Below are 25,075 nucleotides of genomic sequence, written 5' to 3' on the forward strand. Positions count from 1 at the left end.
GAGGTAGCGGGATGTATGCTGTTATAAAGACAGGCGGAAAGCAGTACGTTGTTGAGCCTGGTCAGGTTTTAAAGGTTGAAAAGCTCAACCTACCTGAGGGCTCTAATGTTGAGTTCGAAGCGCTCATGGTAAGGGATGACAATGGCGTAAAAGTTGGTGAAGAGGCTAAAGGTATCAAAGTTAAGGCTACAGTTGTAAGACACGGTAAAGGTAAGAAGATAATTGTATTCAAGTACAAGGCTAAGAAACACTACCAGAGAAAGTATGGCCATCGCCAGCACTTTACAGAGCTCCAGATCAATGAAATCGTAAGCTAATTGGAGGTTTGTCATGGCACATAAAAAAGGTATGGGTTCTACCAAAAACGGAAGGGACTCAATTGGTAAGAGGTTAGGTGTTAAAAGACACGACGGTCAGATTGTAAAAGCTGGACACATCCTCGTAAGACAGAGAGGAACTTCCATCCATCCAGGACTCAATGTTGGAGTTGGAAAGGACTACACACTCTTTGCTCTCAAGGATGGAATTGTTAAGTTTGAAAAAAGAAGAAACAAGAAGTTTGTAAGCGTATATCCTGTTCAGTAATCTTAGAAATATCTTTCCCCGCTACTTTAGCGGGGAGTTATATTTTTCCCTTAGTGTAGAATTGCAATCAAGATGCTGACTCCTAATACTTCTCCACCGATCAAAGCAATAAATCCTGGTGTTACCAGCTTAAAAAGTTCCCTACTCCCCATCGAAATTGTCAAAAACCACTTAAGAAAAGTATTAACAGTTGCTGCAATAATAACAGTAACAATACCCGTTAAAAGTGAAATCTCACTTGCAGTAAAAAGCTTAGAAACCGAAAGGGTTATAGCATCAACATCAGAAAGTCCAGAAACTGCAGCAACTATATAAAGACCGTAATCTCCAAGATACTTAAGAGTATTTCTTGAGATAAAGAGTATAAACGCATAAAACACACTAAACTTTATAGCATTTGAAAGCTCATAGGGATTTTTTACTTCAACCTTTGCATTTTCCTCTTTTTCAAGATTGGATATTCTGTATGCAAAGAAAATTCCTATAAGAAAAGCTGTTAAAAACGGCACTATCAAATACTTAGTGAACTGTAAATTAACAATCCCCGCAAGAAAAGTTATTCTTGGAAACATTATCGCAGAAGCTCCAACAATGCCAGCAGCGTATTCGGGTATCAAACTTCTATTCGTTTTAGAAAGGGACGAAAACGTTGCAGCAACAGCGGTACTTGATACAAGTCCCCCAATTAGACCGGTAAACAGAATTCCCCTTTCTCCGGCAATTTTCGTTAGAAAGTACCCTAAAAAGTCAAGGGTTGAAATTATTACAACCATTGTCCAGACTTCACGAGGATTAACACCGTAGAAACTTTTGTCTGGAAGAAGGGGATAAAGGATAACAGTGACGGCTGCAAACTTTAAGAAGGCAAATAGGTCTTCAAGAGTAAGGTGCTTAACAAACTTGTGCATCTGCTCTTTAAAGCTAAGAATGAAGAGAACAGTTATACCAATAGCAGCAGCCAACTGAAATTCCTCTTTATAACAGAGGATGCCTATGAGAAAGGTTAAAATGGCAGAAACTTCCGATGTGAGTCCTGGTAACTTTTCAAAGAGCTGAGCAATGACGAGAAGAGCAGAAAAAGAAATAAGAATAATGTAGATGAAAGGATCACCAAAAGAAGAAGAAATGTGAGCTGATAGAGTTCCTAAAAGGGAAATTAAAATAAAAGTCCTTACCCCTCCAAAGACAGGAGCACCTTCTCTTTGTTTCTTATATTCTCTCTCTATTCCTACAAGTCCCCCTAAGATTATGGAAACAAAGTAGGGTTGATAGAGCTTCCAAGCTTCAGAGTCGATAAATTCCTTTAGAAATTCAACCATAAAGTTCCTCTTTTAGAATCTTTTTCATAACTTCTACTGGAGCTTCCTTCCCAGTCCATATCTTAAAAGCTATTGCTCCCTGATGAATGAGCATCCCAAGTCCGTTAACAATCTTACAACCTTTTTCCTTTGCTGCTTTCAAAAGAGGCGTTTCAGCTGGATTATAGATGATATCAACAACAGTTAGTCCTTCTGGAATTAGCGAGTAATCAAAGAGCGGTGGATCATCTGGCTTCATTCCTACTGAAGTGGTATTGATAACTATGTCTGTGTCCTTTAAAAGAGTTGCAACTGTACTTTCACGTAGAGGAAAGACTAAAACGTTTCCCCGTTTTCCGAGGAGCTCTCCTACTACTTTTCCTTTTGAAAAGTTTCTATTAACTACGTTGAGGAACTTAGCTCCACCCTTTAGGACTGCATAGCCGACAGCCCTTGCAGCCCCTCCTGCACCAAACATCGTTATCCTTTTGCCCTCAAGCTCAATCCCCTCTTCTATCAGAGACTGGAGAAATCCATCAGCATCTGTGTTATAACCAGTAAGCTGTCCATCTTCATTCTTCACAGTATTGACAGCTCCAAGGAACTCAGCATCTTCATCCACAAAATCAAGGTATTCAATAACACCCTCTTTATGAGGAACAGTAACATTAAAACCTTTAACGTTAAGAGCTCTTAGACCATTTACGGCCTCTCCTAAATTTTCTGGATCAACGTCAAAAGGAACATAAACCGCATCAATCCCAAGAGCCTTAAAAGCCGCCGTTTGCATGAGAGGAGACAAAGAATGCTTTACTGGATGGCCAATAATTCCATAAACAGCAGTTTTCCCTGTCAGTTTCATATTTGCTCCTTAGCTTTAATCTTTAGCTAATGGAAATTGTAATAAATCCCTAAGGCAGGAATTTTTTTTAGGAAACAAAAAGAAAAATTGAGATCAAAAATTTAAAGTAAGGATTTATGAAGGAATTAATGATACTTCCTGTGAGGAGAATTGAAGGGGAATTTTAAAAGTTCAGATTGAATTAAGTGGCGGGGACGACGGGACTCGAACCCGCGACCTCCGGCGTGACAGGCCGGCGTTCTAACCGAGCTGAACTACGTCCCCGAATGGTGGGCGGAACAGGGATCGAACCTGTGACCTCCAGCTTGTAAGGCTGGCGCTCTCCCAGCTGAGCTATCCGCCCAGTTGACGATAGGAAATATAGGAAACTTCAGGGAAGATGTCAACCTATTACATTTAGTTCACATAAATCAATATTCTCTTTCAACTATGAAGCGAGCTAACTTTACAAGAGGCTCTACTCTTTCCAGTGGAAAAATTTCCAGAGCAGAAATTGCTTTCTCAATTTCCTCTCTTGCTTTTTTCCTTGCACCATCAACGCCAAAAAAAGTAACAAAAGTAACCTTTCCCTTTTCCAAGTCTGAGCCCACGTTCTTTCCGAGCTTCTCCTGATCCCCAACAACATCAAGAACATCGTCTATTATCTGAAATGCAAGACCAATTCCATCTCCATATCGTCTTAAAGCTTCAATTTCCTCTTCACTTCCTTTACCGGTAATTCCACCTGAAACAACAGAAGCAGTTATAAGTCTTCCAGTCTTATGTCTGTGGATAAAGAGGAGCTCTTCAAGGGTTACATCTTTCCTACCTTCTGCATCCATATCGCACTGCTGTCCTAAAACCATTCCAAGCATTCCAGAAGCTTTCGAAATCTCCTGAATCACTTTAACTTTTCTCTCACAGTCAAATTCCCACTCTGAAAGAACCTCAAAAGCCCTATTAAGAAGAGCATCACCTGCAAGGATAGCTGTAGCTTCATTAAACTTATACCAGGTCGTCGGATGCCCTCTCCTCAAAGTGTCATTATCCATAGCCGGCAGATCATCGTGGACCAGAGAGTAGGTATGAATCATCTCTATCGCACAGGCCGGAGTTAAAGCATCCTCGTAATTTCCTCCAACTGCTTCACAACCTGCCATACAGAGAATTGGCCTTAACCTCTTCCCACCAACTGTCAGAGAGTACATAGCAGCTTCATAGAGTCTCTTTCCAAAAGGAGGATCTGAAGGCAGATATTTGAGAATTTCTCTGTCTATAATGGCTTTCCTTTCCTTCAAGTACTTTTTAAGATCCATCATATAAACCTCTTTTCTTCTCCTTTCAAAAGCCTTATGATGTTCTGGTAGTGTTTTCCAACAACAACAAACGCAGTCAGAAAGATCAAAAGAGAGGTAAAATCAGACGGTTTTCCAAATAACTTGAATATTACAGGATAGGAAAGAGCAGCAGTAATAGAACTTAAAGATACATAACGGGTAAGGAAGAAAACAAGAAGAAAAATAAAGAAAGTGATGAGAGTGATTTTTGGAGAGACAACAAGGAAAACACCAAGTCCAGTAGCAACTCCTTTTCCACCTTTGAACTTGAGGAAAGGAGAGAAACAGTGTCCCAGAATCGCAAAAAATCCTGCAAGAACCTGATACTCAAGAGGATAATTTAAAATTTTCAAGATTAAAACAGGCAGAGATCCCTTTAAAGCATCAAGGAAAAGAACTAAAGCTCCATATTTCTTTCCAAGAACTCTTGAAACGTTTGTGGCACCAATATTTCCGCTTCCGTGCTGTCTAACGTCAACACCTTTCAACTTTCCAATAACGTAACCAAAAGGAATCGAACCGAAGATGAATGCCAGAACACATGAAACAATAACTACAAAATCAACCATTTCCCTCTCCAAGAACTTTGAAGAATCTCACAAAATAGACTATTCCAGTATAAAGGGCAACAAGAGCAGAAAGAATAAGGAGAATCTCTCCTGCATCTCTCAACCCTGAAAGAAGCAAAACAATTGAAACCATTATTAGAGTTGTCTTTATTTTTCCTCCCTTAGATGCAGGAATGACCAAACCTCTTGAGGCAGCTATCGCTCTCATTCCAGTTACAGCTTCCTCCCTTCCAACGATTGCAATGACAGAATAGGGATCACATAGCTTAACATAGGCAAGGGAAATAAGAGTTGAAGAGGTCAAAAGCTTATCTGCAACGGGATCAAGAAGCATTCCAAGGCTAGTAATACTCTTAGACTTCCTTGCAATATAACCGTCCAAAAAGTCGGTAATGGCACTTATAACAAAGAGAAAAAGAGCAAAGGAAAATTTTCCCTTAACGATTAAGACAACTATGAAAGGCAGAAACAGTATTCTGATCAGTGTCAATATATTGGGAACAGTTTTAACCCTTCCCATCAATCACACCTTCATGGGCATTATTACGTTCTTCAGCTCAGGTTCCTCGTCGGAAACAATTAAAACCGGAGATATGGGCTGGTCCATCAGTATTTTAATGGTATCACCATCAAAAGAAGAAATAGATTCAAGAAGATGGTTAATGTTGAAGCCTATCTCAAACTCTTCTCCGTTGTACTCAACCGGAATGTTCACCTCTGCTTCTTCAGAAGCAGAATCAATATCCATCTTCTTTGCAGTCAACTTCATATTTCCCGGCGTTATGTTAATAATGACAGCTCTAACCTCTTCTTTATCGTAGATAACAGAAACCTCTTTGAGAGCATTTACAAGCTCATCCCTACCTGACACACACTTAAGGGGATTATCTTCCGGAATAACGGCCATATAGTCTGGATACTCTCCCTCTATTACAGAGCTCCAGAGGAGCGTATCTCCAACACGGAAGAAGATTTTGTTCTCTTTTCCAAGGAATTCAACTTCATCGCTTTCTCTGAGAAGTTTTCTGAGCTCCGCAAGAGATCTCCTCGGAATAATTGCTGAAAACTCTTCAGCTTCAGCTTTCATTTCGTAGAGAGCTAACCTGTGACCATCTGTAGCAACAGCATGTATTCTGTCCCCTAAGGAACAAAAATAAACACCGGTAAGAATGTAACGGGCTTCATCCTTGCTGACAGCATAAGAAACCTTCTTTATTGCCCTATCGACGTCTGAGGAAAGCAATTTCACTCCAAAGCTTTCTGGAAACTCAACTTCTGGAAATTCGTCCGGAGAAAGGGTTGCAAGAGAGAAGCGGGAGTTGGCTGATTTAACTATTAATCTGTTGTCGTCTGTTTCAACTTCAAATTCTTCTCCAGTAAGGCTGGAAAATAACTTTGCTGCCTTTTGGGCATTTATCGTGGTCCTGCCAGACTCAACTACCTCACAATCGATAAGTGTAGAAACTCCAATTTCAAGGTTTGTCGCAGTAAGCCTCAAAATGTTGTCATCAGCTTCCAGAAGGATATTCGAGAGTATAGGAATGTTTCCTCTCTTATCTGCAGCAGAAACAACTTTTTTCACAGCCTCTCTGATTTTATCCTTACTAATTCTAATTTTCATTTTACTCCTCCCTTCTTTTACTATTCATAGTAATAGTAAAGTGCACAAAAAAAGTTCAGAGGTATTCCAGACACTTTTATTCTATAATATTCTCTCCAAAAGGTGTGGGTAAGATTGTGGATAAACCTGTGGATAAGTCTGCACTTATCCACAGTCTGTGATTATTTTTGTGGATAAGTACAGATTTTTGTTGTTTATCCACATGTGAGGAGGTTGTCCACAAAGTTGTCCACATAAGTTATCCACAGTATATGTGGATAACTTATCTTGGGCTACTCAGGAGTGTGTTCATCTGTGATTCCAACTCCAGAAGGATCTGATTAATCTCGTGGTTTTCCTTCCTGAGATTTTCAATCTTGTTAACTGCGTGCATCACTGTTGTGTGGTCATCCCTGTTGAAGGCTGAAGCTATCTTCGGGAATGAGAAGTTTCCAAATTTCCTTGCCAGATACATCGCTACCTGTCTTGCGAGGGCTATTTGTTTCTTTCTTGAAGAGCCCTCTATCTGTTCGATCTCGACTCCGAATTTTTCACAGACGAGTCTCTTTATCTCGTCTATTGGAACGTCTGATCTGGAAGGACTTTCGACCTTTACGGAACTATCTATACTGAACATAGCTCTTACAAGGTCTTCATCAATCGGTCTTCCTTCAAGGTTTGCCTTTGCCTTCAGCTTTATGAGAGTTCCTTCAAGCTGTCTGATGTTTGATTTTATAATTGTTGCTATCAGCTTTAAAACGTTGTCGTCTATGTCTATTCCTTCTGCCTCTGCTTTTCTTCTCAGTATTGCAATTCTTGTTTCAAAATCTGGAGGCTGTATATCTGCAATCAATCCCCACTCAAAGCGGCTTCTGAGCCTTTCGGTGAGCATGGGAATATCCTTTGGAGGTCTATCGCTTGTCAGAACAACCTGTTTACCGGCATCGTAAAGGGCATTAAACGTGTGGAAGAACTCTATCTGGGTTCTATCTTTGCCGCTGATGAACTGGATGTCGTCTATGAGGAGAACGTCAACAGTTCTGTACTTTTCCCTGAATTGGGCCATTCTGTCATTTCTCAGGGCGTCGATGAGGTCGTTCATAAAGCTTTCTGTTGTTACATAAACAACTGTTTTTGATGGGGTTGTGTTTTTTATGAAATTTCCAATTGCCTGCATCAGGTGGGTTTTCCCAAGCCCCACACCTCCATAAATGAAGAGTGGGTTATACGCCCTTCCGGGATTTTCCGCTACGGCTATTGCAGCGGCGTGGGCAAACTGGTTGCTTGCACCGACAACAAAGTTTTCAAAAGTATACTTTGGATTTAGGTTTGATTCGATTTTCTCTTTCTTTTCCTGACCTTTGAAGAGGTTGAGCTCTAGCTGAAGGGGTTTGTGAACTTCCTCCGGTAGTAGAATCTTAACCTCAAGATATTTTCCAAACTCCTTTGAAGCAATTTCTTTAATGAGGGGGAGGTAGTTCTTTTCTAAGTACTCTTTTACGATTCTATCCTTGGCTTTTATTTTCAGGGTTTTTGAATCAACGGATACAAGCTTTAAGTCTTTGAACATTGTTTTAAAGAGCTGTGGCTTTATCTCTTTTTTTATTTCGTTGAGACACTTATCCCACAAAGCATCCACTTTAAACTACCTCCCCGTAAGTGTCTATATATGCACTTACCATTTTAGCAACTGAGAAGTTATCCACAACCTTTCTGTAAGCATTTAGAACAACTGCACTTTTGAGCTCTTCATCCTCTAAAAGCCTTGAAACTCCGGCTGCAAGAGCCTGAGGATTTCTTCGTGGAACAAGGATGCCTGTTTCCCCGTTAACTATTACTTCTCTTGCTCCTCCTGCATCTGTAGATACTACCGGTACCTTCAGCAGCATCGCATTTAAGAGAGAGCCACTGAATCCTTCATTATCCGAGGGTAGTACAAACAAATCAAAGGCTTTTATGTAGTTGTAGATATCTCTTTTAAATCCTATGAGTTTGAACTTCTCCTGGAGATTGAGTCTGTTTATAAGTGACTGGAGTTCCTCTCTGAGTTCACCTTCACCGGCAACTACAAACTTTGCTTCAGGATATTTTTTGATCAGAATTTTGGCTGCTTCTATGAAGTTTGGAATATTTTTCTGTTCTGTTAGGGCAGCTGCTGTTCCAATTAGAGGGTTGCCACCAATTTCTTCTCTTATCTTTTTTACCTTTTTGAAGTCCACTTTTTTTTCAATTTCAATGTCCGCAACAGAGTGGATGACTTTTATTCTGTCTGAAGGCAAATTGAGAGACTCCTGGAGTATTTCAGAGACGCGGTTTGAGACTGCAACGATTTTATCAGTTAGTCTATACTTTAGGATCGTTAGCCTATTCTTTTTAGGTGAGTAATCGACCCTTCTTGTGTAGATAACGGGTTTTTTATGAAACTTCTTTGAAAAAGCAGAAATTGTATGGGCTTTTGCTGCGTGAGCGTGGATTATGTCAAACTTTTTGCCTATCGCTCCCAGTCTAAAAATATCTGCTGTCTGGTTTCCCGAGAGAGGAATAGTTTCTATTCCTGCTTCCTGGCAACGTTTTTCAAGCTCATCTCCTTTTCTGCATGCAACAACCGATTCTATTCCTTTTTCCAGTAAGCCTTTGACGAGATAGAAAAGTTGCTGTTCTCCGCCTCTCCAACCTTTCTCTGTGTCAACGTGTAGAATTCTCATAGCTGTTTTCCTGTGACCTAAATTTAGAGCAAGCCAAAAATTACGGAGGAGTCATGAGATTTTCAAGGGCATTTATACCTACAATGAAAGAATCTCCGGCTGATGCAGAAATTCCGAGTCATAAGTTGTTGGTTCGTGCTGGTTTTATAAGAAAAAAAGCTTCAGGACTTTACGATATTCTACCTCTTGGAGTTAGAGTTCTTTTGAAGATAGAGAAGATTATTAGAGAGGAGATGAACAGAGCTGGAGCGCAGGAAGTTATCTTGCCGATTATGCATCCAGCGGAACTCTGGGTTGAGAGCGGCAGATGGGACGTATATGGAAAGGAGATGATCAAGTTTAAGGACAGGCATGAGAGGGATTACGCCCTTGGTCCCACAGCTGAGGAGATGATTACAGATCTTGTTAGAAAGGAGGTTAAATCCTACAAGGATCTTCCTCTCAACCTTTATCAGATTGGAAGGAAGTTCAGAGACGAGATTCGTCCCCGTTTTGGTCTTATGAGAGCAAGAGAATTCATAATGAAGGATGCTTACTCTTTCCACGCTTCTGATGAGGATGCAGAAAGAGAGTACTGGAACATGTACGAGACTTACTCAAGGATTTTTGAGAGGATGGGACTTGTATTTAAGGCGGTTGAAGCAGATACCGGGGAGATTGGCGGAAAATTCTCCCACGAGTTCATGGTTATAGCCGATACAGGGGAAGGAAAACTTGTTTATTGTGAAAAATGTGGTTATGCAGCGAGTACTGAAAAGGCTGAGCAGAGAAAACCAGAAATTCCTGAGAATAGAGAAGGAAAATTTAAGGAGATAGAAAAAGTTCACACTCCGGGTGTTAAAAGGATTGAGGAGGTGTCAGAGTTCTTAAGTAGAGATGAATTTCCGCCTGAGAAGATCTTAAAGCTTCTTGTTTATGTAGTTGATGGTGAGCCTGTTGCTATTGCAATAAGGGGTGACAAGGAAGTTGAGGAGACAAAGCTGAAACAGGTATTCAGAGGGAAAGATGTAAAACTTGCGACCGATGAAGAGATAGAGAAGTTTACCGGTCAACCAAAGGGATTCCTTTCCCCGATAGGTTTAAGGATTCCTGTTTATGCAGATTATTCGGTTATTCCAATGGTTAACTTCGTTGCTGGTGCTGGAGAGGAAGATTACCACATCAAAAACGTAAACTGGGGCAGAGATTTTGAGGTTAAAGAATTTGTGGACATTGCAGAGGTTAAAGGGGGAGATCCCTGTCCTAAATGTGGAGCTCCACTGACTGAAAAGAGAGGAATAGAGGTTGGCCATATCTTCAAGCTGGGCACCAAGTACAGTGAAGCTATGAATGCCACATTTGTTGATGAGGATGGAAAAGAAAAACCGATGGTTATGGGATGCTACGGAATTGGTGTAACAAGAGTAATGGCTGCGGCAGTGGAGCAGAACTACGATGAGAACGGTATCATCTGGCCTGTTGAGATTGCACCTTTTGAAGTAATAGTCATTCCTGTTAATGTTAAAAAAGAGGAGATAGTTGAAACTGCAGAGAAGATTTACGACGAGTTTTTGATGGCTGGTTTTGACGTTATCATTGATGATAGGAACGCCCGTCCTGGATTCAAGTTTAAGGATGCAGATCTGATAGGTATTCCTTACCAGGTAGTGGTAGGAAAGAAAGCTAAAGAGGGAATTGTTGAGATAAAAGTTAGGAAGAGCGGAGAAAGGTTTGAGGTCCCGGTAGAGAAAGTGGTTAATAAGGTAAAGGAATTAATAGAGGGTTAAAGGGTGGTGTATCCAGAAATTGCTTTTTTAAGTTTCCAATGCTCTCTTTACCAAGGGGGAACTGATCTATTCCCCCTTTTATGAGATTTTAAATCTATATTGAGGTTTATAAAGCAGAAGAGGTTTTTGAGGAGTTGGATATAGATGGGTAATTTTATTTTTTCAAAAGAAACGTTTAATACTGATATTAAACCTATGGTTGAGCTAAAACACCTTAGACCCTGGTCGTTTTCAAAGGTTCAAAAAGCAAAAAGGTGCCAGTACGAGTTTTACTGGAACTACGTTGAGAAGAGAAAGCCCATTGAAAAGGCTGATTTCCTTATTCTTGGAAGTGGAGTTCACTTTGTTCTTGAAAATGCATTAAAAGTAGCTTTTAAGAGGGAAAGACCTCTCAATAAAGACTTGTTGTTCTACTTTGCGGAGAATTTCAAGAAAGAGGAGCCTCTGGCTAAGCTCGAAAAGATTGTTGAGTTTTTTCCAAACATTTTGAGATATGTAAATGGACAGCTAAAGAGGGTTTCTGAGAGCAAGATTATTGCTTCAGAGATGGAACTTGCTGTTGATAGAGACTTTAACGTTCTTTCAGATTTCAGCTCAGAAAAAGCTTTTCTTAGAGGGAAGCTTGACTTTGTCTTTTCAAAGGGAGACACTCTCTACATAGTTGACCATAAAACCAACAGAAGCAGAGAATTCAACAACAAGATCAAAACTCAGCTTAGATGGTATGCCCTTCTGGCCAGTGTAAGATTCCCAGAGTTTAGAAGATTTGCCCTTGAAATTCACAATGTAAGGTATGGGACGGTTAGTCGTCTCATTTTTACTGAGAATGACTTAAAAGCTTTTAGAATTAAACTTTTACCTGTAATTGAGACCCTCGAAGAGGAGTTTGTAGGGAAAAGTTTTGAAGATCTTGTTCCCTCTCCTTGCGAAACCAACTGTCGCTGGTGCGATTTCAGGCATATATGCAAAATGGCAAGCTATTAATCTATTTAGCTACCTTTTTGACGTAATTTTTGATTGTATTTACTTCTTTTTTCAGAAGTTTCTTAATTCCAAAGTAGGAAAGAACAGAGAAAATTGCTCCTAAAAATGCTCCACCTACAAACATGGGAACGATAATCTCTTTTCCGCAGGAAATGATGCTCTGAAGTGAGCTGAGATCAACGTGAGGAAAGCACGGTTTCTTTCCGATGAGAAAACATCCAACGTAATAGTCTATTATGAGAATAGGAATTGTAGTCCAGGGATTTGTGACGTGAGTTCCTATTGCAGCAGCAACTTTGCTTACCCGTGTAAGAGTTGCTATTGTAACAGCTATGAGAACCTGAAATCCATTAACGGGTAGAAAACCAATAAAAACACCAAGAGCAAGACCTTTGGCTGTCTCGTCAGGTCTGTCCTTTAATTCCATAAGTTTCTTTATGTAAAAACGGATGGATAAAGCTTTTTTTATCCTGTTTTTCATAACATGCTAAATACTACAATATTTTGGTATCTTTTGGCAAGTAGAGTTTTCATTATTGAATTATGATTGACTTATACTAAAATTCACAAAAATGGAGACTTTTCTCTTTTAAGGAGGTAAATTGCTCTTAGAGAAGGTAGGTTCGCCAGAGGATATCAAGAAACTCTCTACGGAGGAACTCAAACAGTTAGCTGAAGAAATAAGAAAATTCATAGTAGATGTTGTGACAAAAACAGGCGGACACCTTGCTTCTTCCCTTGGAGTTGTTGAACTTACAATTGCTCTTCTGAAAGTCTTTTCACCGCCAAAAGATGAAATTGTCTGGGACGTTGGACATCAATCCTATCCTTACAAAATACTGACCGAAAGAAGAGAAAAGTTTCACACTCTAAGACAGTACGGCGGCATTGCTGGTTTCCCATCGATTAAAGAAAGTTCATACGATGCTTTTGGAACGGGTCACAGCAGTACATCTATTTCTGCTGCTCTTGGTATAAGAATTGGCAAGAAACTAAAAGGTGAAGAGGGGCACGTTATAGCTGTTATTGGAGATGGAGCTTTAACTGCCGGTGAAGCTTATGAGGGCTTGAATAATGCTGGTCAGCTTGGAGAGGATCTTATTGTTATCCTCAACGATAATGAGATGTCTATTTCAAAGAATATCGGAGCAATTTCAAATTATCTGACAAAAGTAACAACAGGCGAAAGTTTAAGAAAAGCAAAACATCGTCTTGAAGAAGTAACAAAAAAAGTATTTGGGGAGAGAGTTTATAAAGGTCTCAAGAGAGTTGAAGATTTAATAGTTAAAGGACTATTTCCACCAGGAATGCTATTTGAGGAGTTGGGATTTAGATATGTTGGGCCAATAGATGGTCATGACATTGATACATTGGTTGTTACTCTGAGCAACGTTTCAAAGATGAAAGGTCCTACTCTGGTTCACGTTATAACAAAAAAGGGAAAGGGATACGAGCCGGCTGAGGAGAAACCGGAAAAATTTCACGGTGTTTCTCCTAAAAAGCCGAAATTGGAAAATCAACCACCAACCTATACAGAGGTTTTCTCAAAAACACTGGTGGAAATTGCAAAAGAGAATAAAGATGTTGTTGCTATTACTGCTGCAATGCCATCAGGGACAGGACTTGATAGGTTTAGGGATGAGTTTCCAGAGAGGTATTTTGACGTTGGGATAGCAGAGCAACATGCTGTTACATTTGCAGCGGGCATGGCAAAGAAAGGATTAAAGCCTGTAGTTGCAATATACTCGACATTCTTACAGAGAGCTTTTGATCAGATAGTTCATGATGTAGCTCTTCAAGAGCTCCCAGTAGTTTTTGCAATAGATAGAGCAGGGCTTGTCGGAGAGGATGGAGCAACTCACCACGGGGCTTTTGATCTTTCTTATTTGAGGACTGTTCCAAACATGGTTGTTGCAGCTCCAAAGGATGAAGAGGAACTTAGGCATTTACTCTACACGGCAATTAAATCTGATAAACCCTTTGCTGTTCGTTATCCGAGAGGTAGAGGCTACGGAGTTCCAGTAAGAGAACCTCTCCGTGAAATTCCAATTGGTACTTGGGAAATTTTAAAGAGAGGGAAGAATCTGGCCATTCTTGCAACGGGCTGGACTGTTTATCAGGCTATTAAAGCAGCAGAAGAGCTGGAAAGGGAGGGGATTTCAGTAACTGTTGTTAATGCAAGGTTTATAAAACCTCTTGATGAGGAGCTCCTTACTAAGTTGGCTAAGGAACACGATTTGATTCTGACAGTTGAGGAGAACGCTATAAAGGGTGGCTTTGGTTCTGCTGTTGATGAGTTTCTCTCTCCTTGGTATCAGGGTAGAGTCGTTAACCTTGGTCTTCCAGACCAGTTTGTAGAGCATGGAGACCAGAATCTGTTGAGACATATCGTTGGGATAGACTCGGAAGGTATAAAGGAGACGGTGATTAAATTATTTAAAACCTCCCACAGTTTTTCCTTTTCTAAGGGAAGTTAGGTTAAAGTGTGAACCATGGAGACTCTCTTTTCGAGCAAGAAGAGACCTTTACCATACAGGCTTATTCCGGAGACCCTCGACCAGTTTATTGGTCAGGAACATATAACAGGGAAAGGGAAACCTTTAAGAAAGCTAATAGAGAGGGATAAGCTATTCTCTTCCATTTTCTGGGGTCCTCCGGGAACAGGGAAAACAACGCTTGCAAGGTTGATATCTAAGTTAACAAAGTCTGAGTTTGTAGAACTGAACGCTGTTACTTCCACCATTCAGGATATCAGAAAGGCTCTTGAGATAGGGAGAAAAAACTTCAACCTTGGTAAAAGGACAATCCTTTTTATCGATGAAATACATAGGTTTAACAAAGTTCAGCAGGATGCTCTTCTTCCAGACCTTGAGGCGGGAAATGTTGTTTTGATAGGTGCTTCTACTGAAAATCCCTTTTTTTCCATTGTTCCTGCTCTCCGTTCAAGGGTAAAGCTTTATGAGTTTAAGCCTCTTTCTGATAATGACTTAAGGAAACTCTATGAAATGGCAACAACTGACCGGAGGGGGCTTCCAGGATTTAAGTTACCTGAGGATGTTTTGAACCATCTCATCAGAGTTTCAGCTGGGGATGGAAGGAAGTTTTTGACTTACATTGAGGAGCTCCACACCCTTTCTGGAGGCAAAGAGCCTGATATTCAGCTTGCGGAGGAGGTAACAGGGAAGGCAGCCATCCACTACGGAAAAGGTGATGATCATTACGATGTTATTTCTGCGTTCATAAAATCAATTCGTGGGAGTGATCCGGATGCAGCTCTTTACTACCTTGCAAAGATGCTCGTTGGCGGTGAGGATCCAGCCTTTATCGCCAGAAGGCTTGTAATTCTTGCTTCGGAAGATATAGGAAATGCCAATCCAGAGGCACTTCTTATAACTCATGCTACAATGGATGTAGTTCAGAAAATTGGTATGCCAGAAGCAGCTTTAACCCTTGCCCAGGCGACAATTTACCTCTCCATGAGTCCCAAATCTAATGCTGTTTACAGGGCAATAAAAAAAGCAATGAGTGATGTTGAATTGGGAGTTGATCTTCCTGTTCCAATGCATCTAAGAGATAGCCACTATAAAGGAGCTAAGGAGACAGGCCGGGGAGTTGGTTACAAGTATCCTCACGACTATCCTCGCCATTGGGTTAAACAGGAATACCTTTCTGAAAAAAGAAAGTACTACGAAAGCGAAGGCATAGGTTTTGAAAAACAATTAGAAGATTGGGTTAAGTGGATGAGAGGAGAGAAAAAAAGAGATCAAAGCTAATAGATCTTAAGCTACATGATGTAGGTTTGTCGGAAGATTTAATACAATTGGAATTAAGGATAGCCGAAAAAAGATAACAAATAGGTTTGGAAACAGGAAAAAAGCTTTAAGACCTGATTACATTTTGTAGCAAAATCTTGGTAATATAAAAGGAAAGATATATCATCAAAGAAATTACCTTAAAGAGATAAAAATAAGTATTCTGGAGGAGACGTTTGGGGAGGGAAATGTTAAGTCTTTATGAAATTTTGAATGATCTTGATAGCAAAGGATATTTGAAACACAGAGAAAGTTCAGTAATTGAATTTAAGGAAAATTTTAGTTTTTCTAATTTGGTTAAGTATGCAAAAACAATGGTGGCATTTGCTAATAATAAGGGAGGATATATCGTTTTTGGGATAAAGGATGGTCCGAGAATACCGATTGGAATAAATAGAGAAAAGTTTAATGAAATCAAGCAGGAGAGAATAACGGATTTTCTAATTGAATATTTTTCTCCAGAGATTAAATGGAAGATGGGGATTATCGATGTTCAGGGGAAATCTTTTGGGTATATTTATGTTGAAGAATCCAGTGAAAAACCTGTTGTATGTAGAAAAAGTAATGATAAAGGTTTAAAGTCAGGAGAAATTTACCATCGTTATAGAGGGCAAACAAGGAAAATAGAATATCCAGAACTTAAGAAAATTATAGAAGAGTATAGAGAAAAAGAACGTCAATATTGGATGAAGCATATAGAACGTATTGCTAAAATTGGTCCTCAAAACGTTGCCTTAATAGATTTGCTGAGCGGAAGTATAAACACAGTAAGGTTAGCAGATAAACAGATTATAATTGATAAAGCTTTACTCGATGAGCTTAGGGAAAATGTAAAGTTTATTGAAGAAGGAAGATTTTCTGAAACGGAAGGAGAACCTACTCTAAAATTAGTGGGTGAAATTAAGTATATGAATGGTGTTGTTGTTCCGGATTTAGATCCTAATAAGGATTATCCTTATTTACAAAAGCAGCTGGCTGAGGAATTGAATGTAAAACAGTTAGATGTTAGGGCTTTAGTTTGGAAGTTAAATTTGAAGGGAAATAAACGTTATCATATAGAAATTCAAGCTGGAAAATATAGTAGAATACATAAATTTTCCAAATATGCTTTAGAAAAATTGAGAGAGGAACTTTCAAAACTTGCAGAAGAAGAACTTAGGAATCTTTGCAGTGAATATTATAGAAAGGTGATTAAAAAGAACTAAGAAAAAAATTGCTAGTAGTTAAGTATTTTATAAAAGCTCCAGTGCCACTTTAACGGCTGTTTTAAAGCTTTCGGGATTTGCCAAACCCTTTCCGGCTATGTCGTAAGCTGTTCCGTGGTCAACAGAAGTTCTTACTACTGGAAGCCCAAGTGTTACGTTTACAGAGTTTCCAAATCCTAAGAGTTTAATTGGAATTAGTCCTTGGTCGTGGTACATACAGAGGACAACGTCAAACTCTCCCTTCACAGCTCTCACAAAGACAGTATCTGAAGAGATTGCTCCCGCTACGTTTATCCCTTCTTTTTTTGCCTCTTCAACTGCCGGATTGATTATTTTTATCTCTTCATCTCCGAACAGTCCATTCTCTCCAGCGTGAGGGTTTAGTGCTGCAACGGCTATTTTGGGTGAGCGTAGGGATTTATGGATTAGCCTTAGTTTTGAGAGGATTTTTTCTTTTGAGATGAGCTTGGGTACATCTTTTAAAGCTACATGGGTTGTGAGGAGAACCACTTTTAACTTTTCGTTTGCCAGCATCATTGCAAATTCGGGAACTTTGAAAGCATGAGCCAGATACTCTGTATGTCCTGGGAAGGTAAACCCTCCAAGCCTTGCAGATTCTTTATTTATTGGAAGGGTTACTATGGCATCTATTAAACCTTTTTTTGCATCTTCTACGGCTCTTTCTAAAAAGGCAATTTGAGCCCTTCCAGCTTCCTTAGAAACTTCGCCGACTTCAAATGAAACTTGATTTAAGACATTTATCAGGTATACACCAGTTTTTGATCTATCGGGAGAGTTTATTTCTTCAATATCAGCAGGAATTTCCAGTAAATTTGAATAAAAGTTTAGGATACTTTTAGAACCATAGATGAAAAACGGGATATTGAGGGAGCGAAGGAAAGAAAGGGATTTTAGGAGGATTTCGCTCCCTACGCCAGCAGGATCTCCAATGGTTATTCCGATTGCTGGTTGTATTTTTCAACCTCCTGGAGAGCAGATTCAGCTCTTTTTAAAAATTCAGAAGCAATCTTTTCACTGAGGTTCTTAAGGTCGTTGCTGAGCTGTCTCAGTTTGTACTTGAGTTCAATATTCTCCTGTTCCAGCTCCTCACATCTTGCTTCAAGCTCAGAGATTTTCTCCTCGTAATTTTTTACAAGATTATTAACAAGATTTGAAATTGCAGATGTAATGTTCTCAACTTCTTTTTTTATGTCTTCATTGATTTTGGGATTCATCTCCTCCATTTTTTCCTCCTTTTTCTACTAAGTTTAGCAAATGTCCCAGTTTTTCCTTTTTTGTTTTGAGATAGTTAATATTGTATTTGCAAATGCCGACCTCTATTGGGACTCTCTCAACGATTTCAAGTCCATAACCTTCAAGTCCTACCAGCTTCTTAGGGTTGTTTGTTATCAATCTCATTTTTTTAACGCCTATGTCTCTCAGAATTTGAGCTCCAATTCCAAAGTTTCTCATATCTGGCGGAAATCCAAGTTTTTTATTTGCCTCAACTGTGTCAAATCCGTGATCCTGAAGGTGATAAGCCTTTATTTTGTTGACAAGCCCTATACCTCTTCCTTCCTGTCTCAGGTAAACGATAATACCTTTTCCTTCTTTTGAGATCATCTCCATCGCCTTGTGGAGCTGAGAGCGGCAGTCACACTTGAGAGAGCCAAAAACGTCTCCAGTTAAGCATTCAGAGTGAACCCTTACAAGAACAGGTTCGTTTTCCTTTATTTCTCCCATCACAAGGGCAACGTGTTCTTTATTGTCAACAAGGGATGTATAGGCATAAATCTTCCACATGCCGTAAGGGGTAGGTAAGTTTGCCTCAGCCTCACGCCTTATGAGGCTTTCGCTCTTCATCCTGTACTCGATGAGATCTGCGATGCTTATTATTTTTAATCCATGCTTTCTTGCATAGTCTATAAGTTTGGGAAGGCGCATCATTGTGCCGTCTTCGTCCATTATCTCGCAGATGACTCCTGCTGGATAGAGTCCCGCAAGCCTTGCAAGGTCGACAGCAGCTTCAGTATGTCCAGATCTTTTTAATACGCCACCCTTCCTTGCTCTTAGAGGGAAAACATGACCGGGTTTGACAAAGTCTTCCGGTTTTGCCTCAGGATCTATAGCTCTCTTTATCGTAATGGCTCTGTCATAGGCTGAAATTCCTGTTGTTGTTCCAAACTTTGGATGGGCATCTATTGAGACCCCAAAAGCTGTTTCCTTTGGGTCAGATGGACGGGGAGTCATTGGCTCTATTTCCAGTTCATCGAATCTTTCTTCTGTCAGGGCGAGGCATATCAAGCCTCTTCCATACTTTGCCATGAAGTTTATCGCTTCTGGCGTTACCTTTTCCGCGGCAATAACTAAATCGCCTTCGTTTTCCCTGTTGGGGTCGTCAACAACGACCACCATTTTTCCCTGTCTGATATCCTCTATCGCTTCTTCTACTCTATCTAAGGGGAATCTTCCCTTTACCAACTTACTCTCCTCTTCTAGTAAGGACTTTGTCAATTAGTCCATATTTCATTGCTTCTTCAGCACTCATGAAGTAATCCCTTTCTGTGTCTTTTTCAATTTTCCTGAGGGATTGTCCCGTGTGCTTTGAAAGGATTTCGTTTAGCATTTTCTTGAGTCTCAGAATCTCTTTTGCGTGTATTTCGATATCTGTTGCCTGTCCCTGAAATCCTCCAAGAGGCTGGTGGATCATTATCCTTGAGTGGGGAAGTGCAAATCTCTTTCCTTTCGCACCGGCTGCAAGGAGGACCGCTCCCATACTTGCTGCTTGTCCCATACAGATGGTTACAACGTCAGGTTTTATGTACTGCATTGTGTCATAGATGGCAAGTCCTGCGGTTACGACGCCACCAGGGCTGTTTATGTACAGGTATATGTCTTTTTCAGGGTCTTCTGCTTCAAGGAAAAGTAGCTGGGCAACTATGAGGTTTGCTACGTGGTCATCAATGGGTGTTCCCAGCATGATAATCCTGTCTTTTAGGAGCCTTGAGTAGATGTCATAAGCTCTTTCGCCTCTTCCTGTTTGCTCTATTACTATAGGAACGAACTGGTTGAGAATCTCTTCCATAATTTTTCCTCCAGGCTTTTCTGGACTTTAAAGATAGTTATTGGTAATTTTATTTTCAATCTATGTAACTTTTTGAACTTTTTCCCTATGAATTCTCTTTACTGTTAGTACTCCTTTGACGTTTTTTATCGTGTAGATGACTTTCTGGAGCTCGTCTCTGCTTTTGACTTGAACAATAAAATCTAATATTGCCCTTCCAGAGATGCTTCTTGCCTGAACGGATGCAATGTTAATTTTCAGTTTGGCAATTGCTGAAGAGATGTTTGCCAGCATTCCCGGTTTGTCCTCAACAGAAACTCTAATCTTTGCGTTATAAACATTATTTGAAGGAAGAAAGTCAACCTTTACAACTTTTCCTGGAGCACTATCTGCTATCTGCTTTGCAACTATACAGTTTGCAGTGTGAATTACTATTCCTTTACCTGAGTTGACTATCCCAATTACTTTATCTCCTGGTAGGGGATGACAGCAGGTTCCAAGGGACACCATGATGTTGTCTATTCCATCTACCTTTATGCCGCTGACGTCGCCAGCTCTTTTCCTCTTTCTCTTTTTCTTCTCAGTTTCAACTGGAAGTTTCAAAAGTTTCCTTGCGAGCTTTTCAGCGTCAAGTTTTCCATAACCAACGTCTGCTAAAGCTGAGTCGAGGTTGGAGTATCCGAGAGATTTAAGGATGCTTTCAATATCCTCTTCTTCTCTGATTGAATTAAGACTTTTGTCTGATAACTTTCTGATCACTTTATCTACAAGGCTTTCTCCTAACTTCTTTGCCCTTTCGTTTTCTTCTTTTCTCAGAAAGTTTTTGATGGAATTCCTTGCCTTTGAAGTTTTTACAAAAGTCAACCAGTCTCTACTTGGTCTCTCTTCGTTGCCTGTAATGATTTCTACTTTATCTCCACTTTGAAGGGTGTAGTTAAGGGGAACCAGCTTGCCGTTTACCTTTGCAGCCTTACATCTGTGTCCTATTGAGGTGTGGATTGCATAGGCAAAATCCACAGGTGTGGAACCTACAGGAAGAGTCTTTAAATCGCCTTTTGGGGTAAAAATATAGATGTCTTCTCCGTAGAGGTCGTTTCTTACCGTTTCAATAAACTCTTGATAGTTTTTCTCCTCTTTTACCCACTCAAGTAGATTCCTCAGCCAGATGAACCTTTCCTTCTCAGCCTCTGTAAGAACTCCACCGCCCTCTTTATACTTCCAGTGGGCGGCGATTCCCATTTCGGCAACCTGATGCATCTCGTGGGTTCTTATCTGAAACTCAATAAACTGTCCTTTTGGTCCTACAACAGTTGTGTGGAGGGACTGGTACATGTTTGGTTTTGGGGTTGCTATGTAGTCCTTTATTCTTCCTGGAACGGGAATCCAGAGACTGTGGATGATTCCAAGTATCTGGTAGCAGTCACCGACTGTTTCTGTTATGACCCTGATTCCAGCAACGTCATAGACCTCTTCAAAGGGAATTCCCTTTGTTACCATTTTTCTGTAAATGCCGTATATATGTTTAAGCCTCCACTGAATATCGCCTTTTAGCCCGTTCTCTTTCAATTTTTCTCTGACTGTTTCAATTATCTCCTCAAGGTATGGAAGGATTTTCCTCTTCTTCTCTCTTACTTTTCTCTCTAATTCCCTGTAAGTTTCTGGGTCAAGGTATTTGAGTGAAAGGTCTTCCAGTTCATTTTTAAGCCTGTACATACCAAGTCTGTTTGCTAAGGGTGCGTAAATGGTAAGGGTTTCCTTGGCGTTTCTCTTCTGACTTTCAGGTTTCATGCTGTCCATAGTCCTCATGTTGTGGAGTCTGTCTGCGAGTTTAACTATCAGGACTCTGATATCTTCTGCAAGGGAAATGAGAAGGTTTCTAAAACTTTCTGCATCCCTTTCTTCCTTACTGGAAAAGTGGTAACCTTCAAGCTTTGTGACTCCTTTAACGATAAAAGCAACCTCTTTTCCAAATTCCTTTTCAATTTCTTCAACAGTGGTATCTGTATCCTCAACCACATCATGAAGGAGTCCAGCAATTATTGTGGGAACGTCCATTCTGAGTTCAGCCAATATGTAGGCAACCTCTGCTGGATGGGTAAAGTAAGGTTCTCCAGATTTTCTGAACTGTCCTTCATGTTTTTTCTTTGCAAATTCGTAAGCTTTACAGATTTGTTCTTCTTCAAAAGAGTCTCTGTATTCCTTTACTTTTTCTATAATTTCCTTACAGCTTCTCATTTATATCTTCCCGTTCAAAAATTTTAAAGACAACCATTTAAAATTAAAGCGAAAGCTTTAGGAGATGCAATGCCGGATAGACCTATTGGCGTCTTTGATTCAGGAGTTGGAGGACTTACCGTCCTAAAAGCCCTCAGAGAAAAACTTCCTTCAGAAAATCTTATCTATTTTGGGGATACAGCAAGAGTTCCTTACGGAACAAAATCTCCAAAGACGATAATTAGGTATAGCATTGAGAATACAAAACTTTTGAGAAGTTTTGATGTTAAAATGGTTGTCGTTGCATGTAATACATCTTCCTCTTACGCTCTGGAAATTCTGAAGAGTGAATTTTCCAACGTGCCGATTATCGGGGTGGTCAATCCTGGAGCGAAACTTGCTGTTTCATCAACAAAATCTGGAAAGATAGGGGTGATTGGAACCGAAGCTACAGTAAGAAGTGGTGCTTACAGAAAGGCGATCGTTTCAATTAATCCCTTCTCAGATGTTTTTGAAAAGGCCTGTCCTCTATTTGTTCCACTTATTGAGGAGGGATGGCTTGAGGATCCTGTTACGTTGGAAGTCGCAAGACGCTATCTATTACCTCTTCTTGAGAAGGGAATAGATACACTTGTTCTTGGTTGTACACACTATCCTCTTATAAAGAAGGTTCTGGCAAAAGTGTGTGGAGATGTTGCTCTGATAGACTCGGCTGAGGCAGTTGCAAACGAAGTGGCAAGGATTTTACCTTCAAGAAGAAAAAGTGGCAGAGGAGAGGTAAGAATCTTTGTCAGCGATAAAACTGAAAGGTTTGAGAGAATAGCGAAGATGATCATGGGAAGTGGAATTAGTATTGAGGAGGTTTCAATTGATAAGGAGTGATGGAAGGAAACCGGATGAACTGAGACCGGTGAAAATTACCCTTGATTACATAAAACATGCGGAAGGTTCCTGTCTCATAGAGTTCGGTGATACAAAAGTTATCTGTACTGCATCTGTTGAAGAAAAGATTCCTCCATTTTTGAAGGGAACGGGACAAGGATGGGTAACTGCTGAGTACTCAATGCTTCCAAGGGCTACAGCTACAAGAACTGTAAGGGAGTCTGCAAAGGGGAGATTGACGGGAAGAACCCAGGAGATTCAAAGGCTCATAGGTCGTTCTGTAAGAAGTGCTGTTGATCTAAGAGCTCTTGGTGAGATAACTGTTTGGATAGATTGTGATGTTATCCAGGCAGATGGTGGAACAAGAACTGCTTCAATAACCGGTGCTTTTGTTGCTCTCTACAGAGCTCTTGAGAAGGTTGGGAAGCTTGAGGCTATCAAAAATTTTGTTGCTGCTGTGAGTGTAGGAATTGTTGATGGAGAGTTTTTCCTCGACCTTAACTACGAAGAGGATTCTATGGCTGAAGTTGATATGAATATTGTGATGAACGATGCTAAGGAGTTTGTAGAGCTCCAGGGAACCGCTGAAGGCAAGCCGTTTTCAAGGAATGATCTTGATAGACTTCTTACCGTTGGAGAGAAAGGGATAATGGAGCTTATTTCTAAACAGAAAGAAGTTCTGGGAGTAAAGTGATGAGGATTATCTTTGCATCGAAGAACAGAGGTAAGTTAAGGGAATTTCAGGAGAAACTTTCAAAATCTGGAATAGAGGTCATTCCCATAGATGAAGTGAAAAAAATTGAGGAGCCGTCGGAAACGGGAGATACTTTTTTAGAGAATGCGTATCAGAAGGCTGTTTATTATGCGAGAGCTCTCGGTGAACCTGTAATTTCTGAGGATTCAGGACTTGAAGTTGAAGCTCTACAAGGACTTCCTGGAGTTAGGTCTTCTCGATTTGCTGGAGAGAATGCTACAGATGAAATGAATAACAGGAAGCTCATTGAGGAGTTAAAGAAAAGAGGGCTTTCAGAATCTCCTGCACGATACGTTTCATTTATAGTTCTTGCTTTTCCTGAAAAAAAGGGTCTCTGGAGTGAAGGAGAGGTAAGAGGAAAGGTTATAGTTGAACCACGGGGTGATGGTGGTTTTGGCTACGATCCACTTTTTATTCCAGAAGGATATACTCTGACGATGGCAGAGATACCTATTGAAGAAAAGAATAAAATTAGTCACAGAGGAAAAGCAATCGATAAACTGGTTAAGCTGATAGAGGAGATTAAGAAGTGGTGAAAGAGGTGATTCACACTTTAATTGGGTTTCTTACGTGGTTTATCATAATTGGATCTCTTCTTACCTGGGTTCCCCCTCACAGCAGAAACAGGCTCATCTGGAAAGTAATAAATCTGACGGACAAAATTCTGAAACCAATAAGGGCATTGATTCCTCCGATTGGAGGGATAGATATAAGTCCGATTGTTGCTATAATCATTTTGCAGATAATAGATAGTATCGTCAGAGGACTGTAAAAATGAAAAAAGAAAAAAGATTAAAACCACAGGAGATAAGGTCAAAAGAGTTTAGTAAAAAACTGTTTGGATACGATCCAGATGAAGTTGAAGCTTTTTTAATAGAAGTTGCCAATGCATATCAGGATCTTTTGAAAGAAGTTGAGGATCTCAGAAGAGAAACTCCAGAATATAAAACAGAAGAACTGGTGGAAAAAGCCCGTAAAAGAATAGAAGAAATTCTTCAAAAGAAAATGGAGGAAAAAGAGGAGCTTGAAAAACAGAAGAAAGAAATAGAGATAGAGATAGAAAAGCTTAAACTGGCTCAGAAAAAGATGTTTGATAGACTTAAATTGGCAATTTTTGATATGACAAGAATAATTGAGGAGATCAAGCCAAATGCTTCAGGTAAAGAAAAAGGGAAAAGCACTGGAACTGGAAGTGAAGGTGCAACCCAGGGCTTCTCGCAACCAGATAGAGAAGGTGGAAGAGGGGAGACTGAAGATAAAGGTGACAGTACCACCTGAAGGGGGGAAAGCAAACCAGAAAGTAGTAGAGTTACTTTCTAAAGCTTTGAAAGTTCCCAAAAGCAATATAGAAATTGTAAGAGGAGAAACTTCTCGTATAAAACTTGTAAGAATTGAAGGGACAAGTTTGGCGACTTTGCAAGAAAAATTAAGAGTAGAAGTTGCGGAAGTCCCTTGACAA

At 40.0% G+C, this 25,075-nt stretch carries 27 protein-coding genes and 2 tRNA genes; 13 read left to right on the forward strand and 16 right to left on the reverse strand.

Going from position 1 to position 25,075, the window contains the following annotated elements; all coding sequences use genetic code 11:
• Positions 1 to 11 precede the first annotated feature (11 nt).
• Together rplU and rpmA are read left to right on the forward strand one after the other, a co-directional pair.
• Positions 12 to 317: a 50S ribosomal protein L21 gene (gene rplU, locus ACYQ3A_RS04535; RefSeq protein ID WP_459895923.1), complete on the forward strand. Its 306-nt coding sequence runs from the start codon at positions 12 to 14 to the stop codon at positions 315 to 317.
• A gap of 13 nt (positions 318 to 330) precedes the next feature.
• The gene (rpmA, locus tag ACYQ3A_RS04540) at positions 331 to 585 is read left to right on the forward strand and encodes a 50S ribosomal protein L27 (protein ID WP_459895924.1); all 255 of its coding nucleotides are present in this window, start codon (positions 331 to 333) and stop codon (positions 583 to 585) included.
• 50 nt (positions 586 to 635) lie between these two features.
• Here the strand turns inward: rpmA and ACYQ3A_RS04545 are convergent, their stop codons facing one another.
• The 10 genes from ACYQ3A_RS04545 to ACYQ3A_RS04590 all read right to left on the reverse strand — a co-directional run bounded on the left by ACYQ3A_RS04545 (position 636) and on the right by ACYQ3A_RS04590 (position 8,935).
• The gene (locus ACYQ3A_RS04545; RefSeq protein ID WP_459895925.1) at positions 636 to 1,904 is read right to left on the reverse strand and encodes an MgtC/SapB family protein; all 1,269 of its coding nucleotides are present in this window, start codon (positions 1,902 to 1,904) and stop codon (positions 636 to 638) included.
• The gene (locus tag ACYQ3A_RS04550) at positions 1,897 to 2,745 is read right to left on the reverse strand and encodes a shikimate dehydrogenase (protein WP_459895926.1); all 849 of its coding nucleotides are present in this window, start codon (positions 2,743 to 2,745) and stop codon (positions 1,897 to 1,899) included. Before ACYQ3A_RS04550 ends, ACYQ3A_RS04545 begins: the two co-directional genes overlap by 8 nt.
• A gap of 186 nt (positions 2,746 to 2,931) precedes the next feature.
• A tRNA-Asp gene (locus tag ACYQ3A_RS04555) sits at positions 2,932 to 3,009 on the reverse strand.
• Positions 3,010 to 3,012: 3 nt separating this feature from the next.
• Positions 3,013 to 3,088, reverse strand: a tRNA-Val gene (locus ACYQ3A_RS04560).
• 67 nt (positions 3,089 to 3,155) lie between these two features.
• Positions 3,156 to 4,043 carry a polyprenyl synthetase family protein gene (locus tag ACYQ3A_RS04565; protein ID WP_459895928.1) on the reverse strand — a complete coding sequence of 296 codons (888 nt, stop codon included), beginning with the start codon at positions 4,041 to 4,043 and terminating at the stop codon, positions 3,156 to 3,158.
• Positions 4,040 to 4,630, reverse strand: a complete 591-nt coding sequence (gene plsY, locus ACYQ3A_RS04570; protein WP_459895929.1) for a glycerol-3-phosphate 1-O-acyltransferase PlsY — start codon at positions 4,628 to 4,630, stop codon at positions 4,040 to 4,042. The genes ACYQ3A_RS04565 and plsY overlap by 4 nt, the downstream gene beginning before the upstream one ends.
• Positions 4,623 to 5,150, reverse strand: coding sequence for a CDP-diacylglycerol--glycerol-3-phosphate 3-phosphatidyltransferase (gene pgsA / locus ACYQ3A_RS04575; protein WP_459895930.1), 528 nt, complete (start codon positions 5,148 to 5,150; stop codon positions 4,623 to 4,625). Before pgsA ends, plsY begins: the two co-directional genes overlap by 8 nt.
• Positions 5,151 to 5,153: 3 nt before the next feature.
• Entirely contained in the window at positions 5,154 to 6,251 is a 1,098-nt protein-coding gene (dnaN, locus tag ACYQ3A_RS04580) for a DNA polymerase III subunit beta (RefSeq protein WP_459895931.1), read from the reverse strand.
• Positions 6,252 to 6,513: 262 nt separating this feature from the next.
• A complete protein-coding gene (dnaA, locus tag ACYQ3A_RS04585; protein ID WP_459895932.1) occupies positions 6,514 to 7,869 on the reverse strand; it encodes a chromosomal replication initiator protein DnaA in 1,356 nt (451 codons plus the stop codon).
• A 1-nt stretch (position 7,870) separates the two neighbouring features.
• Complete coding sequence (locus tag ACYQ3A_RS04590; protein WP_459895933.1) at positions 7,871 to 8,935, reverse strand: glycosyltransferase family 4 protein; 1,065 nt, start codon at positions 8,933 to 8,935, stop codon at positions 7,871 to 7,873.
• A 53-nt stretch (positions 8,936 to 8,988) separates the two neighbouring features.
• Here ACYQ3A_RS04590 and ACYQ3A_RS04595 point away from each other — a divergent pair, with 53 nt between their 5' ends.
• Positions 8,989 to 10,701: a proline--tRNA ligase gene (locus ACYQ3A_RS04595; protein WP_459895934.1), complete on the forward strand. Its 1,713-nt coding sequence runs from the start codon at positions 8,989 to 8,991 to the stop codon at positions 10,699 to 10,701.
• Positions 10,702 to 10,845: 144 nt separating this feature from the next.
• Complete coding sequence (locus ACYQ3A_RS04600) at positions 10,846 to 11,685, forward strand: RecB family exonuclease (protein WP_459895936.1); 840 nt, start codon at positions 10,846 to 10,848, stop codon at positions 11,683 to 11,685.
• A gap of 1 nt (position 11,686) precedes the next feature.
• Here the strand turns inward: ACYQ3A_RS04600 and ACYQ3A_RS04605 are convergent, their stop codons facing one another.
• Complete coding sequence (locus ACYQ3A_RS04605; protein ID WP_459895937.1) at positions 11,687 to 12,166, reverse strand: DUF2062 domain-containing protein; 480 nt, start codon at positions 12,164 to 12,166, stop codon at positions 11,687 to 11,689.
• A 121-nt stretch (positions 12,167 to 12,287) separates the two neighbouring features.
• On the opposite strand from ACYQ3A_RS04605, the gene dxs reads away from it, so the two are divergent.
• The 3 genes from dxs (at position 12,288) to ACYQ3A_RS04620 (ending at position 16,702) form a co-directional block, all read left to right on the forward strand.
• On the forward strand, positions 12,288 to 14,162 hold the full coding sequence (gene dxs, locus ACYQ3A_RS04610; RefSeq protein WP_459895938.1) for a 1-deoxy-D-xylulose-5-phosphate synthase: 1,875 nt from the start codon (positions 12,288 to 12,290) through the stop codon (positions 14,160 to 14,162).
• A gap of 15 nt (positions 14,163 to 14,177) precedes the next feature.
• Positions 14,178 to 15,458 (forward strand): replication-associated recombination protein A, encoded by a 1,281-nt coding sequence (locus ACYQ3A_RS04615; protein ID WP_459895939.1) that lies wholly within the window; start codon positions 14,178 to 14,180, stop codon positions 15,456 to 15,458.
• A gap of 215 nt (positions 15,459 to 15,673) precedes the next feature.
• Entirely contained in the window at positions 15,674 to 16,702 is a 1,029-nt protein-coding gene (locus ACYQ3A_RS04620) for an ATP-binding protein (RefSeq protein WP_459895940.1), read from the forward strand.
• A gap of 27 nt (positions 16,703 to 16,729) precedes the next feature.
• Here the strand turns inward: ACYQ3A_RS04620 and pdxA are convergent, their stop codons facing one another.
• Genes pdxA through ACYQ3A_RS04645 form a run of 5 tightly spaced genes read right to left on the reverse strand, consistent with a single transcriptional unit; the run spans position 16,730 to position 22,001 of the window.
• Positions 16,730 to 17,677: a 4-hydroxythreonine-4-phosphate dehydrogenase PdxA gene (pdxA, locus tag ACYQ3A_RS04625; RefSeq protein ID WP_459897431.1), complete on the reverse strand. Its 948-nt coding sequence runs from the start codon at positions 17,675 to 17,677 to the stop codon at positions 16,730 to 16,732.
• Positions 17,656 to 17,946, reverse strand: coding sequence for a hypothetical protein (locus ACYQ3A_RS04630; protein WP_459895941.1), 291 nt, complete (start codon positions 17,944 to 17,946; stop codon positions 17,656 to 17,658). Before ACYQ3A_RS04630 ends, pdxA begins: the two co-directional genes overlap by 22 nt.
• Positions 17,918 to 19,183: a bifunctional 3,4-dihydroxy-2-butanone-4-phosphate synthase/GTP cyclohydrolase II gene (locus ACYQ3A_RS04635; protein ID WP_459895942.1), complete on the reverse strand. Its 1,266-nt coding sequence runs from the start codon at positions 19,181 to 19,183 to the stop codon at positions 17,918 to 17,920. The genes ACYQ3A_RS04630 and ACYQ3A_RS04635 overlap by 29 nt, the downstream gene beginning before the upstream one ends.
• A gap of 1 nt (position 19,184) precedes the next feature.
• A complete protein-coding gene (gene clpP, locus ACYQ3A_RS04640; protein WP_459895943.1) occupies positions 19,185 to 19,787 on the reverse strand; it encodes an ATP-dependent Clp endopeptidase proteolytic subunit ClpP in 603 nt (200 codons plus the stop codon).
• 60 nt (positions 19,788 to 19,847) lie between these two features.
• Positions 19,848 to 22,001, reverse strand: a complete 2,154-nt coding sequence (locus tag ACYQ3A_RS04645; RefSeq protein ID WP_459895944.1) for a RelA/SpoT family protein — start codon at positions 21,999 to 22,001, stop codon at positions 19,848 to 19,850.
• A gap of 69 nt (positions 22,002 to 22,070) precedes the next feature.
• On the opposite strand from ACYQ3A_RS04645, the gene murI reads away from it, so the two are divergent.
• The 6 genes from murI to ACYQ3A_RS04675 are packed head-to-tail and all read left to right on the forward strand — an operon-like array spanning position 22,071 to position 25,072.
• Positions 22,071 to 22,862: a glutamate racemase gene (gene murI / locus ACYQ3A_RS04650; protein WP_459895945.1), complete on the forward strand. Its 792-nt coding sequence runs from the start codon at positions 22,071 to 22,073 to the stop codon at positions 22,860 to 22,862.
• A complete protein-coding gene (gene rph, locus ACYQ3A_RS04655; protein WP_459895946.1) occupies positions 22,849 to 23,556 on the forward strand; it encodes a ribonuclease PH in 708 nt (235 codons plus the stop codon). Before murI ends, rph begins: the two co-directional genes overlap by 14 nt.
• Complete coding sequence (rdgB, locus tag ACYQ3A_RS04660; protein ID WP_459895947.1) at positions 23,556 to 24,152, forward strand: RdgB/HAM1 family non-canonical purine NTP pyrophosphatase; 597 nt, start codon at positions 23,556 to 23,558, stop codon at positions 24,150 to 24,152. Before rph ends, rdgB begins: the two co-directional genes overlap by 1 nt.
• Positions 24,146 to 24,388, forward strand: coding sequence for a YggT family protein (locus ACYQ3A_RS04665; RefSeq protein WP_459895948.1), 243 nt, complete (start codon positions 24,146 to 24,148; stop codon positions 24,386 to 24,388). The genes rdgB and ACYQ3A_RS04665 overlap by 7 nt, the downstream gene beginning before the upstream one ends.
• Before the next feature lie 2 nt (positions 24,389 to 24,390).
• The gene (locus ACYQ3A_RS04670) at positions 24,391 to 24,894 is read left to right on the forward strand and encodes a DivIVA domain-containing protein (protein ID WP_459895950.1); all 504 of its coding nucleotides are present in this window, start codon (positions 24,391 to 24,393) and stop codon (positions 24,892 to 24,894) included.
• Positions 24,851 to 25,072: a DUF167 domain-containing protein gene (locus ACYQ3A_RS04675; protein ID WP_459895951.1), complete on the forward strand. Its 222-nt coding sequence runs from the start codon at positions 24,851 to 24,853 to the stop codon at positions 25,070 to 25,072. Before ACYQ3A_RS04670 ends, ACYQ3A_RS04675 begins: the two co-directional genes overlap by 44 nt.
• The last annotated feature ends 3 nt before the right edge of the window (positions 25,073 to 25,075 follow it).

The sequence above is a fragment of the Desulfurobacterium crinifex genome (assembly GCF_054656775.1).